We start from the raw sequence: 25,318 nt of genomic DNA, 5'->3' as shown, positions 1-25,318 counted from the left end.
GCGGAACGTCGGACGGGACCTGCTCCAGCAGACCGGCCACGGCCTCACGGTCACCGACATCGCACGCCACGACCGACACCCGCGCACCCAACGCGACGAGCTCCGAACGCAGTTCCTCGACGCCCTCAGCGGCCGGACCACGGCGCGAGACCAGCATCAGATGCTCCGCACCCGCACCGGCCAGCCAACGAGCCACATGCCGGCCCAGACCACCCGTACCACCCGTGACCAGCACCGTCCCCGACACACGCCACAACTCGCCCGGGGCGTTGGACGATACGGGGACCACCCGGCGCCCGAAGACCCCGGCAGACCGGACCGCGACCTCAGCCTCACCGGACCGGAACACACCCGCCAGACGCCCCGCCGAACGCCCGTCCAGAACCTCGGGAAGGTCGACCAGACCGCCCCAGCGGCCGCCCAGCTCCAACGCCGCCACACGACCCAGACCCCACAACTGCGCCTGATCCAGATCCGCCACACGCTCGCTGGAGGTGACAGCAACCGCGCCCCGCGTCACACACCACAACGGAACCGCGATGTCAGCATCGCCGAGAGCCTGCACGAGAGCCAGCGTCAGCGCGACAGCCTTCGGCACCGAGCCGAACACCGCATCCCGGCCGCCCGCGAGCGCCAGCAACGACACCACACCCGCAAAACCGGACTCCGACCGAAGAAGCTCAGCAATCACCTCACGGTCAGCACCGGACACCTCCACCACCACCGGCCGCGCACCACGACCAGCCAGACCAGCCACACACTGACCAACCCACACATCAGCAGCGAACCCAGCCGGAACAACCACCAACCAATCACCCGACAACAACCCAGCCGACTCACCGAACGGCGACCACACCGCGTGATACCGCCAACCGCCGTCGGCAGCACGCGACTCGGGCCGGGTGGACTGCACCCAGTAGCGCTCGCGCTGGAAGGCGTAGGTCGGCAGCTCGACCTGATGGGGGCACGCCGGGGCCAGCATCGCCGCCCAGTCCACGGCGTGGCCCTGAACGTAGACCTGAGCCAGAGCCTCCAGCAGCGAAGCCGCCTCGTCACGGTCCCGGCGCAGGGCCGGGGTGAAGAGCAGGTCCGGGGCGGTGTCCTGGCCCATGCCCGACAGCACGCTGTCCGGGCCGAGTTCCAGGCACGTGGTCACGCCTTGGCCCGCCAGGCACGTCACGCCGTCGGCGAAGCGAACAGCCTCGCGGACATGGCGCACCCAATACTCCGGGTCACACACCTCTTCGGCGGTAGCGAGCACGCCGGTCAGGTTCGACACCAGCGGGATACGCGGCGTCTCATACGACAGCGCCTGAACCGTCTCACGGAAGTCGGCCAGCATCGGCTCCATGAGCGGGGAGTGGAAGGCGTGCGAGACCCGCAGACGTCGTACCCGACGACCTTCGCCCCGCCAAGCCGTCTCCAGCTCCGCCACCGAAGCCTCGAAACCCGACACCACCACCGACAGCGGACCGTTGACAGCGGCGATATCCACATCGGTGTGATCGGCGAGAGCGGTACGGACGGAGGTCTCGTCCGCCTCCACCGCCAGCATCGCCCCACCGGCAGGCAGCGCCTGCATCAGACGCCCACGCGCCGCCACCAACGCACACGCATCCGCCAGCGACCACACACCAGCCACATACGCGGCCGCGATCTCACCGATGGAATGCCCGGCCACATAGTCCGGCTTCACACCCCACGAAGCCGTCAGCCGATAAAGGGCGACCTCCAGCACGAACAGGCCACACTGCGTGAACACCGTCTCATCAAGAGCATCACCACCCTCGAACACAACCTCACGCAACGGCCGTTCCAGCAAACCATCGAACTCCGCACACACCTCGTCAAAGGCTTCAGCGAAGACAGGGAAGGCTTCATACAGCTCCCCGCCCATACCCGGCCGCTGGCTGCCCTGCCCCGAGAACACCACCGCCAGCTTCCCGGGACCCGAAACGCCCCGGACCACGCCAGCGGCAGGCTCACCCGACACCACCGCACCCAGCCCGGCAACGAAACCGTCCAGCTTGTCGCCCAGGACGACCGCACGATGCTCGAACACCGACCGCGCCGACACCAGCGAATGCGCCACATCGACCGACGAGACGGTTTCGTCCCGCGTCAACGACAGCAGCCGCTCCGCCTGACCCCGCAACGCCGCATCGGACTTCGCCGACACCACCCACGGCACCACAGGCAACGAGCACTCCGAAGCAGCCGAAGCCTCCGACTCCGGCGCCTGCTCCACGATCACATGCGCGTTCGTCCCGCTGATACCGAACGACGACACACCCGCCCGACGAGGCCGACCACTCTCAGGCCACGACACGGCCTCGGTCAGCAACTCCACCGCGCCTGCGGACCAGTCCACATGCGACGACGGCTCGTCGGCATGCAGCGACCGCGGCAGCACACCATGCCGCATCGCCAGCACCATCTTCATGATCCCGGCAACACCAGCAGCAGCCTGCGTATGACCGATGTTCGACTTGATCGAACCCAGCCACAACGGCTCATCCGTCGACCGACCCTGGCCGTATGTCTCCAGCAGCGCCTGCGCCTCGATCGGGTCACCCAGCTTCGTACCCGTGCCATGCGCCTCGACCGCGTCGACCTCACCGGCGGTCAGCCCGGCGCTCGCCAGCGCGGCCCGGATGACCCGCTGCTGCGACGGACCGTTCGGCGCCGTCAGACCATTGCTCGCACCGTCCTGATTGACCGCCGAGCCACGCACAACCGCCAGCACCTGATGCCCATTGCGCCGCGCATCGGACAGACGCTCCAGCAGCAGCACGCCGGCGCCCTCGGACCAGCCCGTTCCGTCGGCCTCGGCGGAGAACGGCTTGCAGCGGCCGTCCGCAGCGACGCCTTGCTGGCGGCTGAACTCGACGAACAGACCCGGGGTCGCCATCACGGTCACACCGGCGGCAAGGGCCATCGAGCACTCGCCCTGCCGCAGCGACTGCACCGCCAGGTGCAAGGCCACCAAGGACGACGAACACGCCGTGTCCACCGTCACCGCGGGGCCCTCGAACCCGAACGTGTACGAGATGCGACCCGAGGCGGCGCTGACGCTGTTGCCGGTGAGGAGGTAGCCCTGAAGCCCGTCCGAGGCATCGTGCATCCGGGGGCCGTAGTCCTGGGACATCGCGCCGACGAAGACGCCTGTCCCGCTGTTCGACCGGGCGTCAGGAGCGATACCGGCCCGCTCGAACGCCTCCCACGCGGTCTCCAGCAGCAGCCGCTGCTGCGGATCCATCGCCAGCGCCTCACGCGGCGAGATCCCGAAGAACTCGGCGTCGAAGTCGCCTGCGTCGTAGAGGAATCCGCCTTCACGGGCGTACGTCGTCCCCGGCTTTCCACGCTCCGGCGAGTACAGGCCGGCCAGGTCCCAGCCACGGTCCGTCGGGAATCCGCCGATCGTGTCCCCACCGGAAGCGACCAGGTCCCAGAGCTCTTCGGGCGACCCGATGCCGCCCGGGAACCGGCAGCTCATGCCCACGATCGCGATCGGGTCGTCGTCGACCGCCCCCACCGGCACCGGGGTGGTCTCCACCTGCTCGACGCCGAGGAGGGAGGTCCTGAGGTGGCGCGCGAGGGCGGTGGGAGTGGGGTAGTCGAACAGCAGGGTGGTCTGCAGCCGCAAGCCCGTGGTGATGTTCAGGCGGTTGCGGAACTCGACGGCCCCCAGCGAATCGAAGCCGAGCTCCTTGAACGTCTGCCCGGCGTCGACGGCTTCCGGCCCGTCGTAACCCAGCGTCGTGGCGACCTGATTGCGTACCAGGCCCAGGAGCAGATCTTCCTGCTCGCTCCCGCCCAGCTCCGCCAGACGCGCGCTGAGCTCGGAAGCGGCGTCGGCCGCCGGTGCGCTCGTCCGCACCTCGGCCGAGGTGTCCAGCCAGTGACGGCTGCGCTGGAAGGCGTACGTGGGGAGGTCTACGCGACGCGCGCCCGTGCCGTCGAAGAGGCCGGCCCAGTCGACGGAAGCCCCGCCGACGAACGCCTCGGCGACGGAGATCAGGAAACGGTCCAGGCCACCTTCGTCGCGGCGCAGCGAACCCACGGCGGTGATGGGTGTGTTGTGGGTCTCGGCGGTCTGCTCGACGCCCATCGTCAGGACCGGGTGGGCGCTGGACTCCACGAACAGGCGGAAACCGTCATCCAGGAGCGCCTGGACAGTTTCCTCGAAGCGGACGGTCTGACGCAGATTGCGATACCAGTAACCGGCGTCCAGAGTGTCCGTCTCCAGCACACCACCGGTCACCGTCGAATAGAACGGCACCGAGGCCGGACGCGGAGAGATACCAGCGAGGTCACGCAGTAGCGCGCTCTCGATCTCCTCCACATGCGCACAGTGCGACGCGTAGTCCACCGCTATTCGGCGGGCACGGATATCGTCCGCCTCACAACCGGCGAGCAGCTCCTCCAGCGCGTCCGTGTCACCGGAAACAACCACCGTGGCAGGGCCGTTGACGGCCGCCACCGCGAGTCGGTTGTCCAGCCGCCTCTCAACCGCCTCCACGTCCAGCGAGACGGACACCATTCCGCCACGGCCGGACAGCGCACGCAGAGCCTTGCTGCGGAGTGCCACCACCTTCGCGGCGTCCTCCAGGGAGAGCGCGCCCGCGACACAAGCAGCCGCTATCTCACCCTGCGAATGCCCGATGACAGCGGCCGGCTCCACACCGGTCGAACGCCACACCTCAGCCAGGGAAACCATCACGGCCCAGAGAACCGGCTGCACAACGTCGACCTGGTCAAGCCAGCCGGCGTCCTCCGCACGCAGCAGATCAGTCAACGACCAATCCACATACGGCGCCAACGCAGCACCGCACTCCGCGATCCGCTCCGCGAACACCGGCGACGAATCCAGCAGTCCGGCAGCCATACCGACCCACTGCGACCCCTGCCCCGGGAACACGAACGCCACACGGCCATCCGCACCCGCAACACGACCCCGCACCACACCCGGAGCCTCACGCCCATCCACCAGAGCGCTCAAACCACCCCGATGCCCCGCCAGCACCACGGCCCGATGCTCGAACACACCCCGAGCAGTCGCCAGCGAGAAGCCCACATCCAGAGGCGACAACTCCCCCACACGCGCGAGCAACCGCTCCGCCTGCCCCCGCAACGCACCCTCGGACTTACCCGACACCACCCACGGCACCACCGACGGCTCGACCCGCGCCGATTCGTCCTGCTGGGCGTGCTGCGGGCCCTCGGTGAGGACGACGTGGCAGTTCGTACCGCCCACTCCGAAGGAGCTGACGCCGGCGGTGCGCGGGGCGTCCGGGGCGGGGGTCCAGGGGTGGGGGTCGGTCTGGACGCGCAGGTTGAGTTCGTCCAGGGGGATGTCCGGGTTCGGCGTGCGGAAGTTGAGGCTGGGGAAGAGTTCGCCGTGCCTGAGGCCGAGGGCCGCCTTGATGAGGCCCACGATGCCCGCGGCGCCCTCCAGGTGGCCGACGTTGGTCTTGGCGGAGCCGACCAGGAGCGGTGTGCCGCTGTCCCGGCGGGCCGCGCCGAGGACGGCGCCGAGGGCCGCGGCCTCGACCGGGTCGCCGACCTTCGTGCCGGTGCCGTGGAGTTCGACGTACTGGGCCTGGGAGGGGTCCACACCGGCCTGCTCGTAGGCGCGCCGGAGCACGTCCTCCTGGGCGGCCTGCCGGGGGGTGGTGAGGTGGGTGCCGCCACCGTCGTTGTTGACGGCGCTGCCGCGGATGACGCAGTGGACGGTGTCGCCGTCGGCGAGGGCGTCCGCGAGGGGTTTGAGGACGACGGCTCCGCCGCCCTCGCCTCGTACGTAGCCGTTGGCGCGGGCGTCGAAGGTGTAGCTGACGCCGTCGGGTGACAGGCCGCCGAACCTGGCGACGCCGACACTGCTCTCGGGGGCGAGGATGAGGTTGACGCCACCGACGACGGCCACCGTGCTCTCGCCGCGGCGCAGGCTCTCGCAGGCCAGGTGGACGGCGACGAGGGAGGATGCCTGGCCGGCGTCGAGGGTCAGGCTGGGGCCGCGCAGGCCGAGGTGGTAGGAGACGCGGTTGGCGATGATGCCGCGGTGCAGTCCGGTGAAGCTGTGCCGGTCGACAGCACCGAGGCCGCGGTGTCGCTGGAGGGTGGCGTAGTCGTCCGCGATGACGCCGATGTAGACGCCGGTGGAGGTGTCGCGGAGGCGGTCGGGGACGATGCCGGCGTCCTCCAGGGCCTCCCAGGTGAGTTCCAGCACGAGGCGCTGCTGGGGGTCCATCGCGGCGGCTTCGCGGGGCGAGACGCCGAAGAAGCCCGCGTCGAAGTGGTCCACCTGGCGCTGGTCCAGGAAGCCGCCGCGCCGGGTGCCGGAGGTGTCCCCGTCCAGGTCGTCCGCGTTCCAGCGCTCCGCGGGGACCTCGGTGATCGCGTCGACGCCGTTGCGGAGCATGTCGCGGAAGGCGGCCGGGTCGGGCGCCCCGGGGAGGCGGCACGAGAGTCCGACCACTGCGATCGGAGCGTCCGCCATGTTCGGGCGGGCGGCCTCGGAACCCTTCATGTGCGTGACTCCCTGGGGGACCAGAACGTGGGACGCCGAGCGCGACGGAACTGCGCTCCCGGCTCTATGGGCGTGACAGTGATTGCTTTGTCGGTGTGGGGGCGCTCGCGATGCCTGGCGGTGCCGTCGGCACCGGGCGGCATCCGCTGACGCGTGCCGACGATGTGCCGACCCGTCCCGGGTATGCCGGGATCACCCTGTCGCGGCCTGCCGAGGGGCGCGTAGAGGGGTACGGGTGTGTGTGGGCGGCGGGGCCGCGGCGGGCCTGCCCGAAGGCGGGGCGCGCCGCGTGTCCCCGGCCGGTGTACGGCCCGGTGGGGGCTTAGTAGATGCCCTCGGGTGCCGACCGGACGACCTGCAGCGGCCGGACGTTGGCGACGCCGTCGCAGGGCCAGGCGTCGCCTGTGTCGTACCGTACGGCGAGGTCGCGTTCGAGGATGTTCGGCAGGAAGAGGTCGTCGTGCATGACGGTGAGCCGGACCTGGCCCTGTTCGCCGTAGCCGACGACCTTCGACCAGTCGTCCTTGTCGACCACGGCCATGGTCACCTGCGGGTAGTTGGGCAGGTAGGGCATCAGCGCGCCGTCGTTCTCCAGGGGGAGGCCGACGGTGTTGCCGAAGGTGTTGGCGTAGGTCACGACGACCAGCCCGCCGCCGAGCGCCTCGTGGAAGGCGCGGCGCATGGCGGGGGTGGCGTGGGTGCCGCTGAGGCGCACGCCCTTCAGTTCCGCCACCAGTTCCGGTCTGGCCTTGATGAGGGCCTGGAGGAGCGCGGGGGTGGTGACGAGGTAGTCGACGGGCTGGCTCTCCAGGACGGCGGCCATCTGGTCGATGAGGTGCGCCGTGTACTCCTGGGCTTCCTTCAGCTTGCCGTTGCGCAGCATGCGCTTGACCCAGCGGGGGTCGAAGTCGATGCCGTACACGCGGCCGTCGTAGAGGTCCGCGAGGTCGGCGGCGCCGTGGCCGATGAGGTGGGGGCCGCTCGGGGTGGCCTGGAGCCAGACCCGGCCGGGCTCGAAGCCTTCGCGCTCGATGATCCAGCGGCGCCAGGCGGCGCGGTGCTGGATCATGGGCTCGGTGTAGAAGACGCGGCAGGGGCTGCCGGTGGTGCCGCCGGAGTCCCAGATCCGTCCGGACAGCGGGCGGGGCAGCGCCTGGGGTACCAGGTCGGTGGGGTCGAGCGTGCGCAGTACGCCGAGCGGCATGGGGCCGAAGGCGGTGAGGTCGGCGTAGCAGGTGATGTCACCGGGGGCGACGCCGATCTCGGCGGCGCGCTTCAGCCAGTACGGGGCGCCGGTCTCGGGGTCGAGGTGGTGGCGGACGATGCGGCGCGTCCAGGCGTCGATGTCCTGTGCCAGCCATTCGTCGACGAGCGGGGTCACGTCCTTCATGGTCATCCCACCACCGTTTCGCCGGTGGGGAGTTCGATGCCGAAGTCGTAGACGGCGGTCATCGCCTCGAAGACGTGGTCCGGGGACTCGACGTGCACGACGGGGAAGGAGGCGCTCTGGAAGGTGCCGAAGGCGGCGGGGCCGAGGACCAGGCCGAGCTCGGTGCCGGCGTCCTCGAGGCTGCCGATCATGTCGGCGACGTTCACGGGGTCGGTGGGGTTGCGGCGGAAGAGGTCGCGGATCTCCTCGCCCGTGGTGAGTGCCTTGCGTTCCATGCAGGAATGGACGGGGACGCGTGGGTCCTTGAAGGCCATGGCGTCCAGCGTCGGTGCGAGGAAGTCGCTGACGTGCTGCTGGAGCGGGGAGTGGAAGGCGGCGCCGTGGTCCTCGGAGACGTGCAGGGCGCCGGCGGGCAGGGTGGTGCCGAACTGGTCGAGTGCGGTGCGGTATCCGCCGAGCAGCACCATGCGTTCGTTGCCGTTGCCGACCCGTCCGAGATCTGCGGACAGATATACGTCGGTGACGTCGGCGAGCAGGGCCGCGGTGTCCGTGTCGAACGGAATGCGGAGCATGGCGACGGCTTGCCGGGGGCTGCCGGGCGGGGGCGCGGGAACTTCCCGCAGTCGCATCAGGAGGGTGAAGAGGTCCTGGCGTTCCACCGCGCCGGCGAGAGTGGCGGAGACGAGTGCGCCGAAACTGAGGCCGGATACGGCGGTTGGTGTAATTCCGTATTCCGCGGCGAGCACGTCGGCGATTCCGAGGACGGCGGCCGCCTGGCGAATGGCGCCGACTCCCTGGCGGTGTTCCTGTCCCGGCTGTCGTTGTTCGTGGAATATGCGGTCGACGTCGATACCGGTCCACTCCGCGATGTTCGCGTAGGTCTGCTGCACGCTCGGAAAGAGTTCGTACAGCTCCGCGCCGGCTCCCGGCTGATCGTTCATGCCGCCGTCAAGAATGTATGCAAGCGTCATTCAGGCCCCCGTTCCCGCTCTCTCCTCCGGACAGAGCGATGCTGCATCGCGGCGGGTCCGTTGAGACTTCCCCGGAGGACCCGCCCGCGCTCCCACTCTACAAACTTTCGTAGTTCACGCGACTGTAACCATGGTCACACCCATATACGTGAAGCATGAACGACCGCACGACAGGTAATTGGTCCATACCGGAGTTGACGAATAGTATGGACCTTTCACCTTCAAGTGCTGTGCCGTACCGACCCGTTCACGACTGTGTGCGGGCGGCTCCCAGCTCCTCCCAGATCCGGTCCAGGGAGTCGACGAAGCCCTCGACCTCCTCGGCGGTGTGCACGGCCCCGGGCGCGACGCGCAGGATCTCCTCGCCGAGCCGCACGCTCGGCGCGTTGATCGCCTGCACATAGATCCCATAACGGTCGAGCAGCAGCGCGGACATGCGCTTGCACAGGGCCTCGTCCTTCACCAGGACGGACACGATGTGCGTCTGGTCCGAGATGAAGGGAATGCGCCGTTCCGTGAGGAGTTTGTGCATCAGCTGCGCGTTGTCCCACAGAAGGGAGCGTTCGTCCTCGGACGACCGCAGGTGCCGTACGGCGGCGAGGGCGCCCGCGGCCACGGCGGGCGGCAGCGCGGTGGTGAAAATGAAGGACCGGGACAACATCCGCACGGCCTCGATCACTTCCGCCGGACCGGCGATGTAGCCGCCGTTGGTGCCGAAGCCCTTGGCCAGCGTGCCCATGATGACCGTGAAGTCGTCGGCGATGCCCTCCCGTGCCGCGATGCCGGCGCCCTCCGGGCCGTACATGCCCACCGCGTGCACCTCGTCGAGGAAGGTCATCGCCCCGTACCGCTTCGCGATCTGGGCGATCTCGGCGAGCGGCGCGATGTCGCCGTTCATCGAGTACACGGACTCGGCGACGATGAGCTTGGGCACGTCCGGGTCGGCGGCCGCGAGCAGTTCTTCCAGGTGGGCGGTGTCGTTGTGCCGGAAGATGTGCTTCCGCGCACCACTGTGGCGCAGGCCGTCGATGATGGAGGCGTGGTTCAGCGCGTCGGAGAAGACGACGCAGCCCTCCAGGCGCCCGGCGATCACGGACAGCGCACCGTCGTTGGCGGTGTAGCCGGAGCTGAAGAGGAGGGCGTCCTCCTTGCCGTGCAGCGCGGCGAGCTCCTTCTCCAGCAGCACGTGGCAGTGGTTGGTGCCGCCGATGTTCCGCGAACCACCGGCGCCCGCGCCGTACTTGTCGACGGCCTCCTTCATGGCGTCGAGGACCGCGGGGTGCTGCCCCATGCCGAGGTAGTCGTTGCTGCACCAGACGCTGATCCTGGCCGCGTCACCGCCGCCGCGTACGCTGGCCGCGGGGAAACGGCCGGCGAGCCGTCCGATCTCCAGGAACTCCCTCTTGCCCCCGTCGGAGCCTTCGGTGAGACGGGAAAAGAGGTCCAGATATGGGGTCGTCACGTCTGCTCGCTTTCGAGGCCATCTGGTGAGTGGGTGCGCGCCTGTGCGCGAATGCGCCGTGCACGGCTGCGGAGACTGCGTGGCGCCGGGTGCGGGGAGTCAGGGATCGCCCGCCGGAAATCGCGGCGCGCCGTCCTCGATTCGAGGAGGCCGGGGGAATTGACCTCTGTATATCACCGTTCGTTGCCACCGTCCAACTGCCCGGACGGTGACCGCCAATCGGCGCACCGTAAAGCGGAACTGCCGCCTCGATCACGAAACTGACGAGGCATCAGAAATGGTTGCCAGGTCATCGCCAGTATGTGATCCTGCCCCGAGCAAACCGGTTCGGCGCAGTGGAGATTCGATGTCTACGAACGAGAATTATGTCCGCCGGGTCCTTGAGGCGCTGGCGGGCGCTCCGGACCGGATCGCCCTGTGGCGGGAGGGCGAGGAGTACACCGCGGGCCGGTTCTCCCGGACGGTTCTCGCCGCGGCGGAATTCCTGCGCCGGCACTTTACGGAGGGCGAAACTCCGATTGTGGCGGTGCTGACCGTCACCAATAGCCCGGCGACCATAATTCTGCGTTACGCGGCGAACCTCGTCGGGGCCACCGTGGTGCATCTGCACTCCACGAACGCGGTGGACCCCAACGACCAACTGACCGCCGCCGCACGGCTGAAGATCCTCGGGGCGACCGGGGCGACGTTCCTCGCCGTCGACAAGGAGAACGCCGACACGGCCCGCGAGCTGTGCGACCGGCTGCCGCACGCGCCGCGGCTCGCCGCGCTCGGCGACCTCGGCCCCGATGTCCTGGACCTGACGGCGGGCGACCCGGATGCCATCGACCTGGACGCGATCGAGGCCGACCCCGAGCAGCCCGCCGTGGTGCTCTACACCAGCGGCACGAGCGGCGCGCCCAAGGGCGTCACCCTGCCGTACCGGGTCCGCAGCCTCTATCTCCTCGCGGGCCTCCAGGCCCCGGCCCCGATCGTGTATCTGTCGACCCTGCCCGTGAGCCACTCCAACGGCTCGGGCGCCGACCTCGCCCTCGCCTCCGGCGGCACGGTCGTCCTGCACGACGGCTTCGAACCGGGCGATGTCCTGCGCGCGGTGGGACAGCACCGGGTCTCCGCGCTGACGCTCACCCCGCCGCAGCTGTACATGCTGGTCGACCACCCGGACATCGCCGGTGCCGACCTGTCCAGCATCAAGATCATTTCCTACGGCGGCTGTGCCGCGTCCCCCGCGCGACTCGCCGAGGCGGTCGAGGTGTTCGGCCCGGCGCTCCTCCAGTTCTACGGGACCACGGAGACCAGCGGCATCACCGTGCTCATGCCGCAGGACCACTTCGACCCGGAGCTCCGCGCCACCGTCGGCCGCCTCACGGCCGAGGTGCGCATCCTCGACCAGGACGCCCGGCGCGAGCTCCCGCCGGGCGAGACCGGCGAGGTGTGCGTACGCACCCCGTTCACCATGCTCGGCTACTGGGGCGACCCGGAGCTGACCGCCGCGACCGTCCGCGACGGCTGGGTGCACACCGGCGACCTCGGCTCCCTCGACGAACGCGGCTATCTGCGCCTGCACGGCCGGATGGGCGAGGTGATGAAGACCAACGGGATCAAGGTCCACCCCACGGACGTCGAGAACGCCCTGCTCTCCCACCCCGAGATCGCCCAGGCCGCCGTGTACTGCGTCGTCGACGGCGACGCCGTGGAGCACATCCACGCCGCGGTGGTCGCCCGTACGGACGGAGCCGTCGGCTCCGGTGCCCTGATCGAGCACGTCGCCGCCGAGCTGTCCCCCAAGCACGTACCCGCCGTGGTCACCTTCCATGACGCCCTGCCGCTCACCGGCGCGGGCAAGCCTGACAAGCAGGCGCTGGCCGCGCGGCACGCGGACGCGGCATGACCCTCACCGCCGCGTCCATCCTCGCGGAGTCGGCGCTGCGGCGCCCCGGCCACACCGCGCTGGTCTTCGGACCCGAGCGGTTCACCTACGCCGAACTGTGGGACGCCGCCCGGCGCTACGCGGCCGTGCTGCGGGACCAGGGCGTTCGCCCCGGTGACCGGATCGCCCTGCTGCTGCCCAACTCGCCGCACTTCCCGATGGTGTACTACGGCGTGCTGGCCCTCGGCGCCGTCGCCGTCCCGGTGCACGGCCTGCTGCGCGCCGACGAGATCGTCCACGTGCTGCGCGACTCGGAGGCCGGGGCGCTGGTGTGTGCCGAGCCGATGCTCCCCCAGGGCGCCGAGGCCGCGCGGGCCGCGGAGGTCCCCCTGCTCACCATCATGGAGGAGGCCGACAGCGGATCGCCGCGCCTCGACGTCCTCGCCGAGCGGGCGGAGCCGCTCGACCGCTGCGAGCCGCGCGCGCCCGAGGACCTGGCCCTGGTGCTCTACACCTCCGGCACCACCGGCCGGCCCAAGGGCGCGATGATCACCCAGCTCAACCTGGTGATGAACGTCAGCACCACGATGCGCTCGCCGTTCGACCTCGGCCCCGACGACGTACTGCTCGGCTGCCTGCCGCTCTTCCACACCTTCGGCCAGACCTGCGGCATGAGCGCCTGCTTCCTGGCCGGCGGCACCCTCGTCCTCATGAGCCGCTTCGACGGCCCCGGAGCCCTCGAACTCATGCTGGCCGAGGGGTGCACGGTGTTCATGGGCGTGCCGACGATGTACCTCGCCCTCCTCGACGCCGCCGCCCACGAGCCCCGCCGCCCGCCGCTCGACCGCGCCTTCTCCGGCGGCTCCGCGCTGCCGGTCAAGGTCCTCGAGGACTTCGAGGACGTCTACGGCTGCCCGATCTACGAGGGGTACGGCCTGACGGAGGCGTCACCGTGCGTCGCGTACAACCAGAAGGCGTGGCCGCGCAAGCCCGGCACCGTCGGGCGGCCGATCTGGGGCGTCGAGGCGGAGATCGCCGCCGCCGACGTGGAGGGCCGCATCGAGCTGCTGCCGGACGGCGAGGTCGGTGAGATCGTCGTGCGCGGCCACAACATCATGGCCGGCTACCTCAACCGGCCGGAGGACACCGCGGCCGTCCTCGTCGACGGCTGGTTCCGCTCGGGCGATCTGGGTGTCAAGGACGCCGACGGCTATCTGACCCTCGTCGACCGCAAGAAGGACATGGTGCTGCGCGGCGGCTACAACGTCTACCCGCGCGAGGTCGAGGACGCGCTCATGCACCACCCGGCCATCGCCCAGGTCGCCGTCATCGGCGTCCCCGACGAGGTGTACGGCGAGGAGGTGTGCGCCGTGGTGCGCACACGGCCCGGCGCGCGGCCCGGACCGGCGCTCGCCTCGGACATCGTGGCCTGGAGCAGGCAGCGGGTCGCCGCGCACAAGTACCCGCGCCTGGTGGAGTTCGTCGACGCCTTCCCGCTCGGGCCGAGCGGGAAGGTGCTGAAGCGGGAACTCACGGCGCGGTTCGCCGAGCGGCGTGCCGGCCTGACGGACGGGAGCGGCTGACGTCAGCCGCGAGCGGCGGGACGGAGGCGGGCCCCGAAGGCCGTGAGGTCCTCGGTCAGTGCGGCGGTCACCTTCTCCCGCTGCTCGTCGAGGTAGAAGTGGCCTCCGGCGAACGTCCTGATCCGGAAGTCGGAATCGGTGTGCTCCGCCCACCGTTCCGCTTCCCGCCCGCTCACCTGCGGGTCGGTGTCACCGGTGTAGACGACGAGGGGGCAGCTCAGCGCCGGGCCCTTCCGGTAGGCGTACGTCTCCACGGCGGTGTAGTCGGCGCGGAGCGCCGGCATGATCATCCGTACGACGTCCTCGTCGTCCAGGAGAGCCGAGGCGGTCCCCTCCAACTCGCGGATCCCCGCGAGGAGTCCCGCGTCGTCCCGCAGACGCGTCGTCGGCCGGCGGGCGGGGCCGGGTGCCTCGCGCCCCGAGACGATCAGCCCCAGGAGCCGGCCGTCCGACTCCGCCTCCAGCCGCCGCGCGGTCTCGAAGGCGAGCGTGCCGCCCATGCTGTGCCCGAAGAAGACCATGGGCCGGTCGCCGCGGCCGCGCAGTGCCCGTGTGATGCCCCGCACCAACGCGTCGACGCTGCTGAGCGGGGGCTCGGACCTGCGGTCCTGCCGCCCCGGATACTGCAACGCGACCACCTCGGCACGGGCCGAGAGCGCGGCGGACAACCGCAGGAAATAGCTGGCCGAGCCGCCCGCGTGCGGAAAACAGACCACGGTGACATCGCTGTCCGGACCGTCCGGCGAAGAGTGGAACCGCCTGAGCCAGAGCCGCCCCGACTCCTCGATGCCGTCCATGAGTTCCCGCCCGTCCTGATCGCCCCGTCGAACGCGCCCGACGACGCGCGCTCCGGGGCCAACCCTCCCGGACGGCCGCCTGATGATCAAGGCATCCGCTGTGAGGGGAACACCTCACTTCCGGGCCGCGCGAAGCGGGAAGCGGTCCCCCGGAGCACCGCCACCGCTCCGCTCGATGCCCTCGGCGCCACCGCCGAGGACGGTGTCCCCGGCGCCGGCGGTGGGGCGTCGAGCCCGGTTGAGCCGCCAGTTTCCACCGGACGGGCAACGGCCCGGGCTATGACGCCCTCCTCCGCGTGGTGGGGAGGAGGATCAGGTGCGTGCCCGGACGGCCCGCGCGGCGGCCGTTGGCGGTGCGGTAGACGTCGACCGGTCCGGCCGGACGCCAGTGCAGGCCGAGGCGCTTGGCGGTGTACATCGCCTGGTCCGCGCCGCGCAGCAGCTCCGAGAGCCCGGCGCCGGGCCTGCGGCCGACGCGGCACAGGCCGATCGACGCGCGGGGCGAGAGGGTGACGGCACCGGTGTCGAGCGGGGCGGAGAGCCGGGCCGAGAGGCCGTACGTCAGCTCGCCGTCGAGGTCGGTGTCCGGAGCGAGGCGGATCACGGCGGTGTACTCGTCGCCGCCCAGCCGCGCCGCGAACCCGCCCCGTTCCCGGCACCACCCGTCGAGCCGCCGCCCGACGGCGGCGATGACCTGGTCGCCCACGGCGTGCCCGTGGGTGTCGTTGATCTGCTTGAAGCCGTTGAGATCGAGGAGCAGCACGGCGGCGTCCGGGTGTTTGACGGCCCGCCGCGCCCGGGAGGTGAATTCGTCGCGACACATGAGGCCGGTGAGGGGGTCGGTGCGGGCGGTGCGGAGGCGGCGGACGAGTATGAGCGCGTGGGCGGCCCAGCCGACGGCCGGCGCGGCTATGGGCAGGGCCTGGACGAGGAGGTTCATCGAGGGACACCTTCCGAACAGAGAGCTGGCCCGCCACGGCTTCGCGGTCGGCGCGTGCGGGCCGGTGTGTGGTCCGGTCATGCTGGAGATCCCCCCTTTCCGCCTGCTCGGTGCGAACTCGACTTCCGCATAGGGGTGTTCGGATGCGGGAGCTACCGCGTCTGGCGGGTCGCGCCCGTTCCGGTGCAGGCTGTCCGGATGGACAAGGACCTCTCCCGTGTCGCGCTCACCCCTGCCGCCACCGAGCTGATCCGACGGCTCCGGGAACGGCACGGGCCGTTGATGTTCCATCAGTCCGGAGGCTGCTGCGACGGCAGTTCGCCGATGTGCTATCCGTACGGCGAGTTCCGTACGGGTGGGTCCGACGTGCTGCTGGCCTCGCTCGTGGTGGAGGGGGTGGCGGAGCCGGTCGGGTTCTGGATGTCGGCGGACCAGTTCGAGCGGTGGCGGCACACGCATCTGACGGTGGACGTGGTGGCGGGGCGGGGCAGCGGCTTCTCGCTGGAGGCCCCGGAGGGGGTGCGCTTCCTCGTCCGGTCCCGACTGCTGACGGACGAGGAGGCGGGGGCCCTGGGTTAGCCCCGGCACCCCGCCCTACGACGCCGCGTCCACCAAGGACAGCATGCGCAGCCGCTCCGGCGGGCCCGGCCGGGCGTAGTACCAGCCCTGCGCGGTGTCGCAGCCGAGGATCCGCAGGTGTTCGGCCTGCGTGCCGGTCTCGACGCCCTCGACGGTCACGGACAGGTCGAGGGTGTGGGCGAGGGAGACGATGCCCTCGACGATCTTCACGTCGACCGGGTCCGCGGGCGCGCGCTGCATGCCACGGGTGAAGGAGCGGTCGAGCTTGAGCGTGCTGACGGGCAGCCGGCGCAGGTAGGAGAGGTTGGAGTAGCCGGTGCCGAAGTCGTCGAGTGCGATGTCCACGCCCATGTCGGCGAGTTGGCGCAGCGGGCGCAGCTCCCCCTCGTCGGCGCCGATCAGCGCGTTCTCGGTGACCTCCAGGCAGAGCGCGGACGGGGCGAGGCCGGACTCCTCCAGGACGGCGACGGTGTCGGCGACGAGGGAGGGGTAACGCAGCTGCGACGGCGAGAGGTTGACGTTGACGCGCATGGGTGCCTGTCCCGAGCAGCCCTCCTGCCAGGCCCGTGCCTGCCGGAGCGACTCCTGGAGGACCCAGCGGCCGAGCGGCACGATCAGGCCGGTGCTCTCGGCGAGCGGGATGAACTGGTCGGGGCCGAGCACGCCGTGGACGGGGTGCAGCCAGCGCACGAGTGCCTCCGCGCCGCGCACGGCACCGTCGGCGAGGCCGACGAGCGGCTGGTACTCGATGAAGAACTCGCTGTTGTCGAGCGCCGCGGGCAGGCGGTTGGTGAGGCTGTGCCGGGCGATGACCCGGGCGTCGGAGTCCGCGTCGGCGAGTTCGTAGCGGTTGCCGCCCGCCGCCTTGGCGCGGTACATCGTGATGTCGGCGCTGCGCAGCACCTCCGCGGCGCCCAGTTCGCCGGCGGCGCCGTCGACGATGCCGATGCTGGCGCGTACGGACAGGTCGCGGCCGTCGAGGCGGATCGGGCGGGAGAGGGCGGCCAGCATCCGGCGGGCGAGGGCGATGGCGTCGGCCTGGGCGGACGGGCCGGTGAGCAGGGCCACGAACTCGTCGCCGCCGAGGCGGGCGACGAGTTCGGCGGGGGCGGTGGCGCAGGCGCGGAGCCGTTCGGCGACGGCGACGAGGAGTTCGTCGCCGACGGCGTGGCCGAGGCTGTCGTTGACGGCCTTGAAGCCGTCGAGGTCGAGGTAGCACAGGCCGAAGCGGGCGGTTCCGCCGTCGTCCGCGGACGCGGTGAGGGCGCGGTCGATGCTCTCGAAGAACAGGGTGCGGTTGGGCAGGCCGGTGAGGGCGTCGTGGGTGGCCTCGTAGCGCAGCCGCTCGTGGAGGAGCCTGCGCTCGGTGATGTCCTCCATGAGCGCGAGCTGGTACTGCGGCCGGCCGTGGGCGTCACGGAGGAGGGCCACGGACAGGTCGGTCCACAGGACGCTGCCGTCGCCGCGGTAGTAGGGCTTCTCGACGCGGTAGTAGTCGCGTTCGCCGCTGATGAGTTCTTTGTAGAGGCCCCAGACGTCGGGTGAGTCGTCGGGGTGGACCATCTCGCCGACGTTGCGGCCCATGACGTCCTGGGCCATGCCGCCGAACATCCGGGTGAGGGCGTCGTTGACGTCCATGATGCGGCCCTCGACGTCCGCGATGCCGACGCCGATGGCGGCGCCCTCGAAGACGGCGCGGAACCGGGCCTCGCTGGTGTGCAGGGCCTTCTCCGTCTCGGCCTGCGCGGCCAGCGCGGCGCGGGAGAGGGCCTCCTGCTCGGCCAGGGTGCGCTCGCGCAGGGCGCGGGCGAAGCCGGCGGCCAGGGAGTGCTGGAGGCGGGCGCAGCGGTCGCGGGCCTCGGCGGCGGAGAGGGCGCCGCCGGGCGGGCAGTAGACGAGGAGGTAGGAGTCGACGGCGCCGAGGATCAGCGGCAGCGCCTCGGGGTCGGTGCAGTGGGCGGCCACGAGCGCGGCCCCGACCTCGGCGGCGGCCGTGGGGTCGAAGGGGCGGGCGCGCAGGGCGGCGCCCAGCCGTCCGGCGAGGGGGACGAGGTGATTCTCGAACTCGGCGCGGGTCAGGTGGGTCGTCGTCGCCGGATAGACCGTCCGGCCCCAGATCGCGGCGAAGCGCTTGAGGCTGTCGTCACGGACGAGGTCGTCGCCGTGGCGCGCGAGGGAGGCGAGGATCCCGAGGGCCCGGCCGTCGGGGCCCTGGAGGCCGGGGCCGCCGGGGCCCTGCGGGTCGGCGGCAGGCTCCGTCGCCGGTTCCGGTTGCCGGCCGCGGTGGGCATGGGTGTTGTGCCCCTGGGCGCGGGAGCCGTACGGACCGGCCGGTTCCGCGCGGCCCTCGTCGCAGCGGGGGTCCTCGCCGGTGTCGCCTTTCCCCGGGCTGCTCTGCTGTGCGGGACAGTCCGGTTCGCGGCCGCCGCGTACGCAGAACCCGGCGGCCCTGCCGAACGTGGCGTCCAGGGCCGTCGCCCCGCTTCCGGGGCTCGGCCCGGCACCGGCCCTGCCGCCGGTTCCGCTTGCGGTTCCGTTCGAGATCTCGCTCACGGCTTGCGCCCCACCCCGGCGAAGCCGACGTACATCGCTGGGTCGTCGCCCGGGTCCCCCGCGCGGCCCCCGGCCGGGGCCTCGGGCCGCCACATCGGCATGGGCACCAGGCCCGGCTCGACCATCTCGAAGCCGTCGAAGAAGCGGGCCACCTCGCCGTGCGAGCGCATCAGCAGGGGGGAGCCGACCCCGCGGTAGACGCCCTCCACCCGCTCGCCCTCCTCCGGCTTGATCGGGCCGCTGTCGGTGGTGGCGTGGGTGAGGACCAGCAGACTGCCCGGGGCGAGCGCGTCGCGCAGCTCGGCGACGGCGCCCCACGGGTCGTCGCGGTCCTCCATGAAGTGCAGGACGGCCACCAGCAGCAGCGCGACCGGCCGCCGCAGGTCGAGGAGTCCGGCGACCTCCTCGCCGGCCAGGATGTCCGTCGGCGCGCGCAGGTCCGCGGCCGCGATCGCGGCGCGCGCGTTGCCCGCGAGGACGGCGCGGCTGTGCGCGACGGCGACCGGGTCGTGGTCGACGTAGACGACGTGCGCGCCGGGGTCCGCCTCCTGGGCGATCTCGTGGACGTTGCCGAAGGTCGGGATGCCGGAGCCGATGTCGAGGAACTGCGTCACGCCCCGGCCGACGGCGTAGCGCACGGCCCGCCGCATGAAGGCCCGGTTGGCCTGCATGACCTTCGGCAGGCCGGGGAAGGCGTCGATGGCCCTGCGTCCGGCCTCCCGGTCGACCTCGAAGTTGTGCGAGCCGCCCAGGTAGTAGTCGTAGATGCGGGACACGCTCGGCACGGAAAGGTCGATGCCCTGGGGGGCCCAGGTGGGACGCTCCATCAGTCTGTCTCTCCAGCTCATCGAACGGACATGTGAGCAGAGGCTACTGATCGCCCGTTCGAATGGAAGAAGCAAGTGGAAAACTGCGATCCGCATTTAACCGCGATTCGCCCCTGCTCCTTGCGGGTGCTCCCCCCGAAGTACCCCAAAACCACTTTCGCACGTGAGATGCATCTCTCCCACTTCCCCCATCACATACCTCTACGGCCACAACGGGCACATGCGCAACCCTTTGCACCGCCCTCCCTCGATTTGATCATGAATTGCGCGGGTTCAGCACCGGGGCTCCCGCCACATCGGCCACATCAACGGGCCCTCGGGGAGCTCCACGGCGGTACCCGTGAAGACGAAGCCGAGGCGCTCGTACAGCCTCTTGCTGCGCGCGTTGCTCGCCTCCAGATAGGCGGGCGTGCCCTCCCGGTCGCAGCGGTCGAGCGCCGTCGTCAGCAGCGCCCGGCCTCGGCCCTGGTTCCGGCGGCCGGGCGCCGCGACGATGACCGGCAGATAGTGGTGCGACCGGCCGACGGGGTGCACCCGGGCCGTCAGCTCGCCGACGATCCGCACGCGCTCGTTGTCCCGGTCCGCGTCCACGAGCCGGTCACCGAGGTCGTCCTCCTCCGCGCCGTCCCCCGCGGCCCGCACCGGCAGCCACAGCGCGGCCGCCGAGAGGTCGTCCGTCACGTCGACCCAGCCGTCGCGCAGCGCCGCGTCCAGATAGACGCCGAAGAATTCCGGCTGCACGGCGCGCCGGTGCTCCTCGTCCGGGAAGACCCAGCCGCTGACCGGGTCGGCCATGAACGCCTCTCCGATCAGCCGGCGTATCTCGTCCCGCTCCCCCGCGACGGCCCGGCGGATTCTCGGTACGGCGGCGGTGTCCTGATCCACGGTCACGGATCTTTCCCCTCGTACGGAATGACGTGACTCTCACGTCCGCGTCGATCGTACGGACCGCTGGAGCGCGCCGTCGGCACGAATGCGGCACCGCCTGAATGGCCGCTGAATGAGCCGGTATTCACCGGCACATGAAGATCAGCGCACTCCGACAGCGGCCAGTGCCCGGCACTGCGCGGCCGACGGTTCGGCCGGGAAGTAGAGATAGCAGATCCCTCCCGTGCCGCTCTTGACCTGCCCCTGCGCATTGCGGCGCTTCGTCCGCAGCCAGATGTTCTCGAACTGGCGGCGTTTGTAGACGTGCCGGACCGCGGTGTCCGTCGCACTCGCCGGGTCATTGGCCACCACATCGCCGCCGTGGGTGAATCCGACGACACACATCAAGTGGCCCGCGGTGCCGTAGCCGGCGCCGTCGAGTTCGGAGGCGAGGAAGGACTGCGAGGTGATCACGGGAATTCCCGCGTGGATCAGCTTCTCCACGTCGTTCAGGGAACGCAGCCGGGTGACCACCGCCTGCATGTCGCGGTACGTCGCGGCATAGGCGGCGTTGAACGGCCAGTTGCCGCAGCCCTGGTACTGGTAGTCGTAGGTGAAGCGGGCCGCCTGGCACACCTGCGGGTCGGCGTACGCGCGGTCCACCCAGGCGAGGTCCGCGGCCGACGGCGCCCGGCCCCAGTATTCGACGGCCATCTGCGAGGAGGTCGGACTGCACCACGCCTCGCCGCCGTTGTCGTACTGCGGGTACTGCCCCTTGTGGATCTCCTGCGAATAGCGCGGCACCCTCAGCTCGCGCCCCGCCCCCACCCCCGGCACCGAGGCGGGCACGGTGAAGCGGTCGGGGACGTCGGAGCCCATGGCGCCGAGCCGCCACACCGTGGGCGTCAGGCCGCTGCCGGGCCTGCGGAGGAGGGTGAGGCGCAGTTCGTACGAGGCCAGCCGGAGGCCCGTCGCGGGAGCGTCGACGGCGAGGGTGTCGGTGGAGACGCTGCTCCTGCCGTCCTTCTGCCCGTCGACGGAGGTGCGCCGGATGTCCCCGGCCGCGTCACCGGCGGTCCAGCGGCCCATCACGTACCAAGGGGTGTGGCCACCGCCGGTGTAGGCGCAGCGGAGCTCCACCTGGAGCCAGGTCCCGGACGGCGCGTGGGCGTTCCAGGAGGTGACGATCTCGCTCGCGGGGACGGGCAGCCGGTGGACGGGGCCGGTCCAGGTCGCGTACTCCCAGGTGGCCGTCGTCCCGGTGTGCGGGTCCTGGTGGTCGAGGGTGCCGGCGGGGCGGTCGATGACCAGGCCGGGGCGGTGGCCCGTACGGGGCCGGGTGCCGTGGGCGGTGCCGTGCCGCCAGTCGGCGGGGGTGAGCCAGGCGTGGTAGTCGATGGTTCCTCCTCCCGAAGGGGCGGCGAAGGCCGGGCCGGGGGTGGTGACCGCGGCGGCGGCCGCGCCGAGTGCGGCGGCCAGGACGGTGCGTCTGCTGGACATAGTGGTGATCCTTGAAGTCGGGCGCCGGTGGGGGTGGCGAAGGGCTTTTCCCCGGTCCCGCCCCTTCCCGAAACGGGAGGGCTCCGCCCCGGATCCCCGCAACACGCTTCGCGCGTTGTCCTCAAACGCCGGACGGGCTGAATTTCACGGACCGTGGCTCGTCATCTGCGGGCCGCAAGCTACGAGACTATGGGCCTGCAGGCTACGAACCACTGTCCGCACACCCAGCCCGTCCGGCGTTTGAGGACACGCCCGAAGGGCGTTCTCCGCCGCAGGCGGCAGCCGGCCCGCACCCGGCAACGCCCCACAAGCAAAGCGCAGCGCACCGCATAACGTGAGCCCGTGAACGACCGCGCACTCCACCCCCTCGCCCGAAAGCTCCGCACCCTCCCCCCATCCCTCGGAGAGGTGCGGCTCGTGGCCGTCGACGGCCACGCGGGCTCCGGCAAGACCACCTTCGCCGCCCGCCTCGCCTCCGCGCTCGGCGGCGCCCCGGTCCTCCACCTGGACGACCTCGCCACCCACGAGGAGCTCTTCGGCTGGACCGGGCGGCTGCGCTCCTGGGTCCTGGACCCCCTGGCCCGCGGCGAGACGGCCCGCTACCGCGCCTACGACTGGGTGGCCCGGCGGTTCGCCGACGAGCGCGAGCTCCCGCCCGCGCCGGTCGTGCTCGTGGAGGGCGTGGGAGCCGGCCGCCGGGAGCTGCTCCCCCATCTGGCGTGTCTGCTGTGGATGGAGTTGACGGATGAAAGCTCGTGGGAAAGGGGTCAACTCCGTGATGGTCCCGAACTGACCGATTTCTGGGACGGCTGGAAGCGAGCGGAGCAGCGCCACTTCTCGACGGACCCGACGCGCCCGCGCGCACAACTCCTGATTCTCCAGTGCAAGGAGGGGTACGAGGTGCTGCCGGGACCCCGAGAGCGCCCATGAACCGCCCTCGCGCTCACGCTCGGTGAGCAACCGGGGCGGGTCCGCCGGTCGTCCTCGACCGATCCCCGCCGAGTGCGCCAACTCCGCTTGACCGAGGGGGCGTACAGGACTTACGTTCTCATTAGGCGGCTGACGCAAGTCGCCGCAGGACGCGAAGCCCCCGGTTGTTCCCCCGTGATCGGGGGCTTCGTACTTTCCACGTCACCCCCTTTTGAGCACTTTGCTCCACTGTCCCCTTCACACTGGGTGACCATCTTCCGGAGCGCTTTCCGGCCCCTCGGGTTCGCCCCCGCGCCGTGAACAGCGGTGCCACACCCTTCGGCCCCCGCCGACCACGCAGGTACGATGCCAGTCGGCACACCTCACTCCGGCGTGTCGGCACACTGGTCAACTCCCGTCCACAGCACAGCGGTTCGGCAAGGCGCGCCAGGCAATCGCCCGGCTGCACGCTACGGGGGCAGGGTTTGTGGGGGACGTGATGGATTTCGGCATGCAGGGCCCACCCGCCCCGGCCGATCTCGCCTGGCTGCGCGCCGTCGACGCCTACACCATGGGCGCGTACGCGCAGGCCGAGGAGGAGTTCCGGGCCGCGGTCCGGGCGGATCCCGGCATGGCCGACGCCTGGCTCGGCCTGCACGCGCTGCGCGCCGAGACGACCACCGCGCTGCTGCGCATGCACCGCCACCGCGAGCGGTTCGGCGAGCAGCGCACCCGCCACCGGCGCACCCTCAACTCCTGGTACTGGCTGGGCTGGTGGGTCCAGCCGGTCCTGGAGAGCGGTCGCGACCTGCTCCTCGCCCACGCCTCGCACTGGCTCGACGGCCGCCATGTGCCCGAGCTGGACCGGGCCCTGGCCGACTGCCCGCCCGTCGAGACCGACCCCCAGGCCCGCTTCCTGCACGCCTGCCGCGCCTACCTCGTCAAGGACTGGGAGCAGCTCGTCCGGCACACCGAGCCGCTGCTCGACGACCCGCTGCTGGGCATCGAGGCCGGGCTGTTCGGCGGCATGGCCCGGGTCCGCCTGGAGATGTACGGACAGGCCGAACCGCTGCTGTCCGCCGCCCTGATGCGCTGCCGCAGCGAGCAGCCGCAGCGCAAGGAACTGCGCTACTGGCTGGCCCGCGCCCACGAGGGCACCGGCCGCAGCGCCGCCGCCCTCCCCCTCTACCGCGCCGTGCACCGCGTCGACCCGTCCTTCATGGACACCTCCGCCCGGCTCACCGCCATCGCCGACGGGGACGGCCTGGACGACCACCTGGACCTGGCCCCGGTGTCCTCGGGCGGACCGCCGGGCCCGGGCACCGAGGGCCCCGCCGACACGTCGGGCGAGCCGGATTCCCTGTCCGCGCCGGACCCCCTCGACGGCCGCGACCTGCTGACCGGCACCGGCCCGGAGCCCACGGGTACGGCGCAGGCCGGCCCCGACGGCGTACGCCGGATGTCCCGGATCCCGGTGCCGCAGCAGTCCGTGCCCCGGCCGGTGCCGGGCCCCTCCGACCCCGTGCTGCTGGCGAAGGCCCTCTCCGAACTGGAGCGGATGGTGGGCCTGGAGCCCGTCAAACGGCAGGTGCGGGCGCTGTCCGCCCAGCTGCACATGGCCCGGCTGCGGGCGGGGCAGGGGCTGCCGGTGCAGCCGCCCAAGCGGCACTTCGTCTTCTCCGGCCCCTCGGGCACCGGCAAGACCACCGTGGCCCGCATCCTGGGCCGGGTCTTCTACGCCCTGGGGCTGCTCGGCGGCGACCACCTGGTCGAGGCCCAGCGCGCCGACCTGGTCGGCGAGTTCCTCGGGCAGACCGCCGTCAAGGCCAACGAGCTGATCGACTCGGCGCTCGGCGGGGTGCTCTTCGTCGACGAGGCGTACAGCCTCTCCAACTCCGGCTACAGCAAGGGCGACGCGTACGGCGACGAGGCCCTCCAGGTGCTCCTCAAACGCGCCGAGGACAACCGCGACCGGCTCGTCGTGATCCTCGCCGGCTATCCCGAGGGCATGGACCGGCTGCTCGCCACCAACCCCGGCCTGGGCTCCCGCTTCACCACCCGCGTGGACTTCCCCAGCTACCGCCCCCGCGAACTCACCAGCATCGGCCAGGTGCTGGCCGCGGAGAACGGCGACCAGTGGGACGAGGAGGCGCTGGAGGAGCTGCGCAGCGTCAGCTCCCACGTCGTCGAGCAGGGCTGGATCGACGAGCTCGGCAACGGCCGCTTCCTGCGCACCCTCTACGAGAAGAGCTGCGCGTACCGCGACCTCCGCCTGTCGGGGTACGCGGGCACCCCGACCCGGGACGACCTCGCCACCCTGCGCCTGGCGGACCTGATGCAGGCGTACGGCGAGGTCCTCTCGGGCCCGGGCTGGTCCTCCCCCCGCCGCGAGTCCCGCGACCCACAGGACCCGCCGTGACGGTGCGCTCGCCGCTGGGCGACGCCTGATCCCGACTGCCCCGCCGCTGCCGCCTGCGGCGGGAGCTCCCTGCGGCAAAGATCTCACGGCTTTGCCGGAGGGGTATGACGCGGGAATCGCCG

Annotated in this window: 15 protein-coding genes; 5 read left to right on the top strand and 10 right to left on the bottom strand. The window is 71.2% G+C overall.

Going from position 1 to position 25,318, the window contains the following annotated elements:
• From AB0435_RS30480 to hemA, 4 genes are all read right to left on the bottom strand, one after another.
• A partial coding sequence (locus tag AB0435_RS30480; RefSeq protein ID WP_366428433.1) for an SDR family NAD(P)-dependent oxidoreductase occupies positions 1-6,529 on the bottom strand: 6,529 nt, incomplete at its 3' end.
• Between the two features lie 322 nt (positions 6,530-6,851).
• Positions 6,852-7,925: an arylcarboxylate reductase gene (locus tag AB0435_RS30475; RefSeq protein WP_366004935.1), complete on the bottom strand. Its 1,074-nt coding sequence runs from the start codon at positions 7,923-7,925 to the stop codon at positions 6,852-6,854.
• Positions 7,922-8,860 carry an ACP S-malonyltransferase gene (locus tag AB0435_RS30470; RefSeq protein ID WP_366428432.1) on the bottom strand — a complete coding sequence of 313 codons (939 nt, stop codon included), beginning with the start codon at positions 8,858-8,860 and terminating at the stop codon, positions 7,922-7,924. The genes AB0435_RS30475 and AB0435_RS30470 overlap by 4 nt, the downstream gene beginning before the upstream one ends.
• A gap of 277 nt (positions 8,861-9,137) precedes the next feature.
• Complete coding sequence (hemA, locus tag AB0435_RS30465) at positions 9,138-10,352, bottom strand: 5-aminolevulinate synthase (protein WP_366004933.1); 1,215 nt, start codon at positions 10,350-10,352, stop codon at positions 9,138-9,140.
• A gap of 346 nt (positions 10,353-10,698) precedes the next feature.
• Between hemA and AB0435_RS30460 the strand changes: the two genes are divergently transcribed.
• Together AB0435_RS30460 and AB0435_RS30455 are read left to right on the top strand one after the other, a co-directional pair.
• A complete protein-coding gene (locus tag AB0435_RS30460; RefSeq protein ID WP_366428431.1) occupies positions 10,699-12,243 on the top strand; it encodes a fatty acid--CoA ligase family protein in 1,545 nt (514 codons plus the stop codon).
• Positions 12,240-13,805 carry a long-chain fatty acid--CoA ligase gene (locus tag AB0435_RS30455; protein WP_366004931.1) on the top strand — a complete coding sequence of 522 codons (1,566 nt, stop codon included), beginning with the start codon at positions 12,240-12,242 and terminating at the stop codon, positions 13,803-13,805. The genes AB0435_RS30460 and AB0435_RS30455 overlap by 4 nt, the downstream gene beginning before the upstream one ends.
• A 2-nt stretch (positions 13,806-13,807) precedes the next feature.
• Here AB0435_RS30455 and AB0435_RS30450 read toward each other — a convergent pair whose 3' ends face one another.
• Positions 13,808-14,602: an alpha/beta fold hydrolase gene (locus AB0435_RS30450; RefSeq protein ID WP_366004930.1), complete on the bottom strand. Its 795-nt coding sequence runs from the start codon at positions 14,600-14,602 to the stop codon at positions 13,808-13,810.
• 277 nt (positions 14,603-14,879) lie between these two features.
• Positions 14,880-15,542, bottom strand: a complete 663-nt coding sequence (locus tag AB0435_RS30445) for a GGDEF domain-containing protein (RefSeq protein WP_366004929.1) — start codon at positions 15,540-15,542, stop codon at positions 14,880-14,882.
• 198 nt (positions 15,543-15,740) lie between these two features.
• Here AB0435_RS30445 and AB0435_RS30440 point away from each other — a divergent pair, with 198 nt between their 5' ends.
• Complete coding sequence (locus tag AB0435_RS30440; RefSeq protein WP_366004928.1) at positions 15,741-16,121, top strand: DUF779 domain-containing protein; 381 nt, start codon at positions 15,741-15,743, stop codon at positions 16,119-16,121.
• Between the two features lie 15 nt (positions 16,122-16,136).
• On the opposite strand, the gene AB0435_RS30435 is transcribed toward AB0435_RS30440, so the two are convergent.
• The 4 genes from AB0435_RS30435 to AB0435_RS30420 all read right to left on the bottom strand — a co-directional run bounded on the left by AB0435_RS30435 (position 16,137) and on the right by AB0435_RS30420 (position 21,877).
• Positions 16,137-18,308, bottom strand: coding sequence for an EAL domain-containing protein (locus tag AB0435_RS30435; RefSeq protein ID WP_366428435.1), 2,172 nt, complete (start codon positions 18,306-18,308; stop codon positions 16,137-16,139).
• 362 nt (positions 18,309-18,670) lie between these two features.
• Positions 18,671-19,501: an SAM-dependent methyltransferase gene (locus tag AB0435_RS30430; RefSeq protein ID WP_366428430.1), complete on the bottom strand. Its 831-nt coding sequence runs from the start codon at positions 19,499-19,501 to the stop codon at positions 18,671-18,673.
• Positions 19,502-19,774: 273 nt separating this feature from the next.
• Complete coding sequence (locus AB0435_RS30425; protein WP_366004926.1) at positions 19,775-20,392, bottom strand: GNAT family N-acetyltransferase; 618 nt, start codon at positions 20,390-20,392, stop codon at positions 19,775-19,777.
• Between the two features lie 138 nt (positions 20,393-20,530).
• Positions 20,531-21,877: a peptidase C39 family protein gene (locus AB0435_RS30420; RefSeq protein WP_366428434.1), complete on the bottom strand. Its 1,347-nt coding sequence runs from the start codon at positions 21,875-21,877 to the stop codon at positions 20,531-20,533.
• 333 nt (positions 21,878-22,210) lie between these two features.
• On the opposite strand from AB0435_RS30420, the gene AB0435_RS30415 reads away from it, so the two are divergent.
• Both AB0435_RS30415 and AB0435_RS30410 read left to right on the top strand, forming a co-directional pair.
• On the top strand, positions 22,211-22,798 hold the full coding sequence (locus AB0435_RS30415) for a hypothetical protein (protein WP_366004925.1): 588 nt from the start codon (positions 22,211-22,213) through the stop codon (positions 22,796-22,798).
• Positions 22,799-23,276: 478 nt separating this feature from the next.
• Positions 23,277-25,196, top strand: coding sequence for an AAA family ATPase (locus AB0435_RS30410; protein WP_366004924.1), 1,920 nt, complete (start codon positions 23,277-23,279; stop codon positions 25,194-25,196).
• Positions 25,197-25,318: the final 122 nt, after the last annotated feature.

Origin of the sequence: Streptomyces sp. NPDC051173, assembly GCF_040689515.1 — a bacterium.
Classification (GTDB): Bacteria; Actinomycetota; Actinomycetes; order Streptomycetales; family Streptomycetaceae; genus Streptomyces.
Note: the sequence above shows the minus strand (reverse complement) of the source record. Positions and strands in the feature narration are given on the sequence as shown.

Bases quoted from the DNA above. Each gene is read 5' to 3' on its own strand.
- AB0435_RS30475 (WP_366004935.1), bottom strand. From the start codon at position 7,925: ATGACCATGAAGGACGTGACCCCGCTCGTCGACGAATGGCTGGCACAG.
- AB0435_RS30470 (WP_366428432.1), bottom strand. From the start codon at position 8,860: ATGAACGATCAGCCGGGAGCCGGCGCGGAGCTGTACGAACTCTTTCCG.
- AB0435_RS30460 (WP_366428431.1), top strand. From the start codon at position 10,699: ATGTCTACGAACGAGAATTATGTCCGCCGGGTCCTTGAGGCGCTGGCG.
- AB0435_RS30455 (WP_366004931.1), top strand. From the start codon at position 12,240: ATGACCCTCACCGCCGCGTCCATCCTCGCGGAGTCGGCGCTGCGGCGC.
- AB0435_RS30450 (WP_366004930.1), bottom strand. From the start codon at position 14,602: ATGGACGGCATCGAGGAGTCGGGGCGGCTCTGGCTCAGGCGGTTCCAC.
- AB0435_RS30445 (WP_366004929.1), bottom strand. From the start codon at position 15,542: ATGAACCTCCTCGTCCAGGCCCTGCCCATAGCCGCGCCGGCCGTCGGC.
- AB0435_RS30440 (WP_366004928.1), top strand. From the start codon at position 15,741: ATGGACAAGGACCTCTCCCGTGTCGCGCTCACCCCTGCCGCCACCGAG.
- AB0435_RS30430 (WP_366428430.1), bottom strand. From the start codon at position 19,501: ATGGAGCGTCCCACCTGGGCCCCCCAGGGCATCGACCTTTCCGTGCCG.
- AB0435_RS30410 (WP_366004924.1), top strand. From the start codon at position 23,277: ATGGATTTCGGCATGCAGGGCCCACCCGCCCCGGCCGATCTCGCCTGG.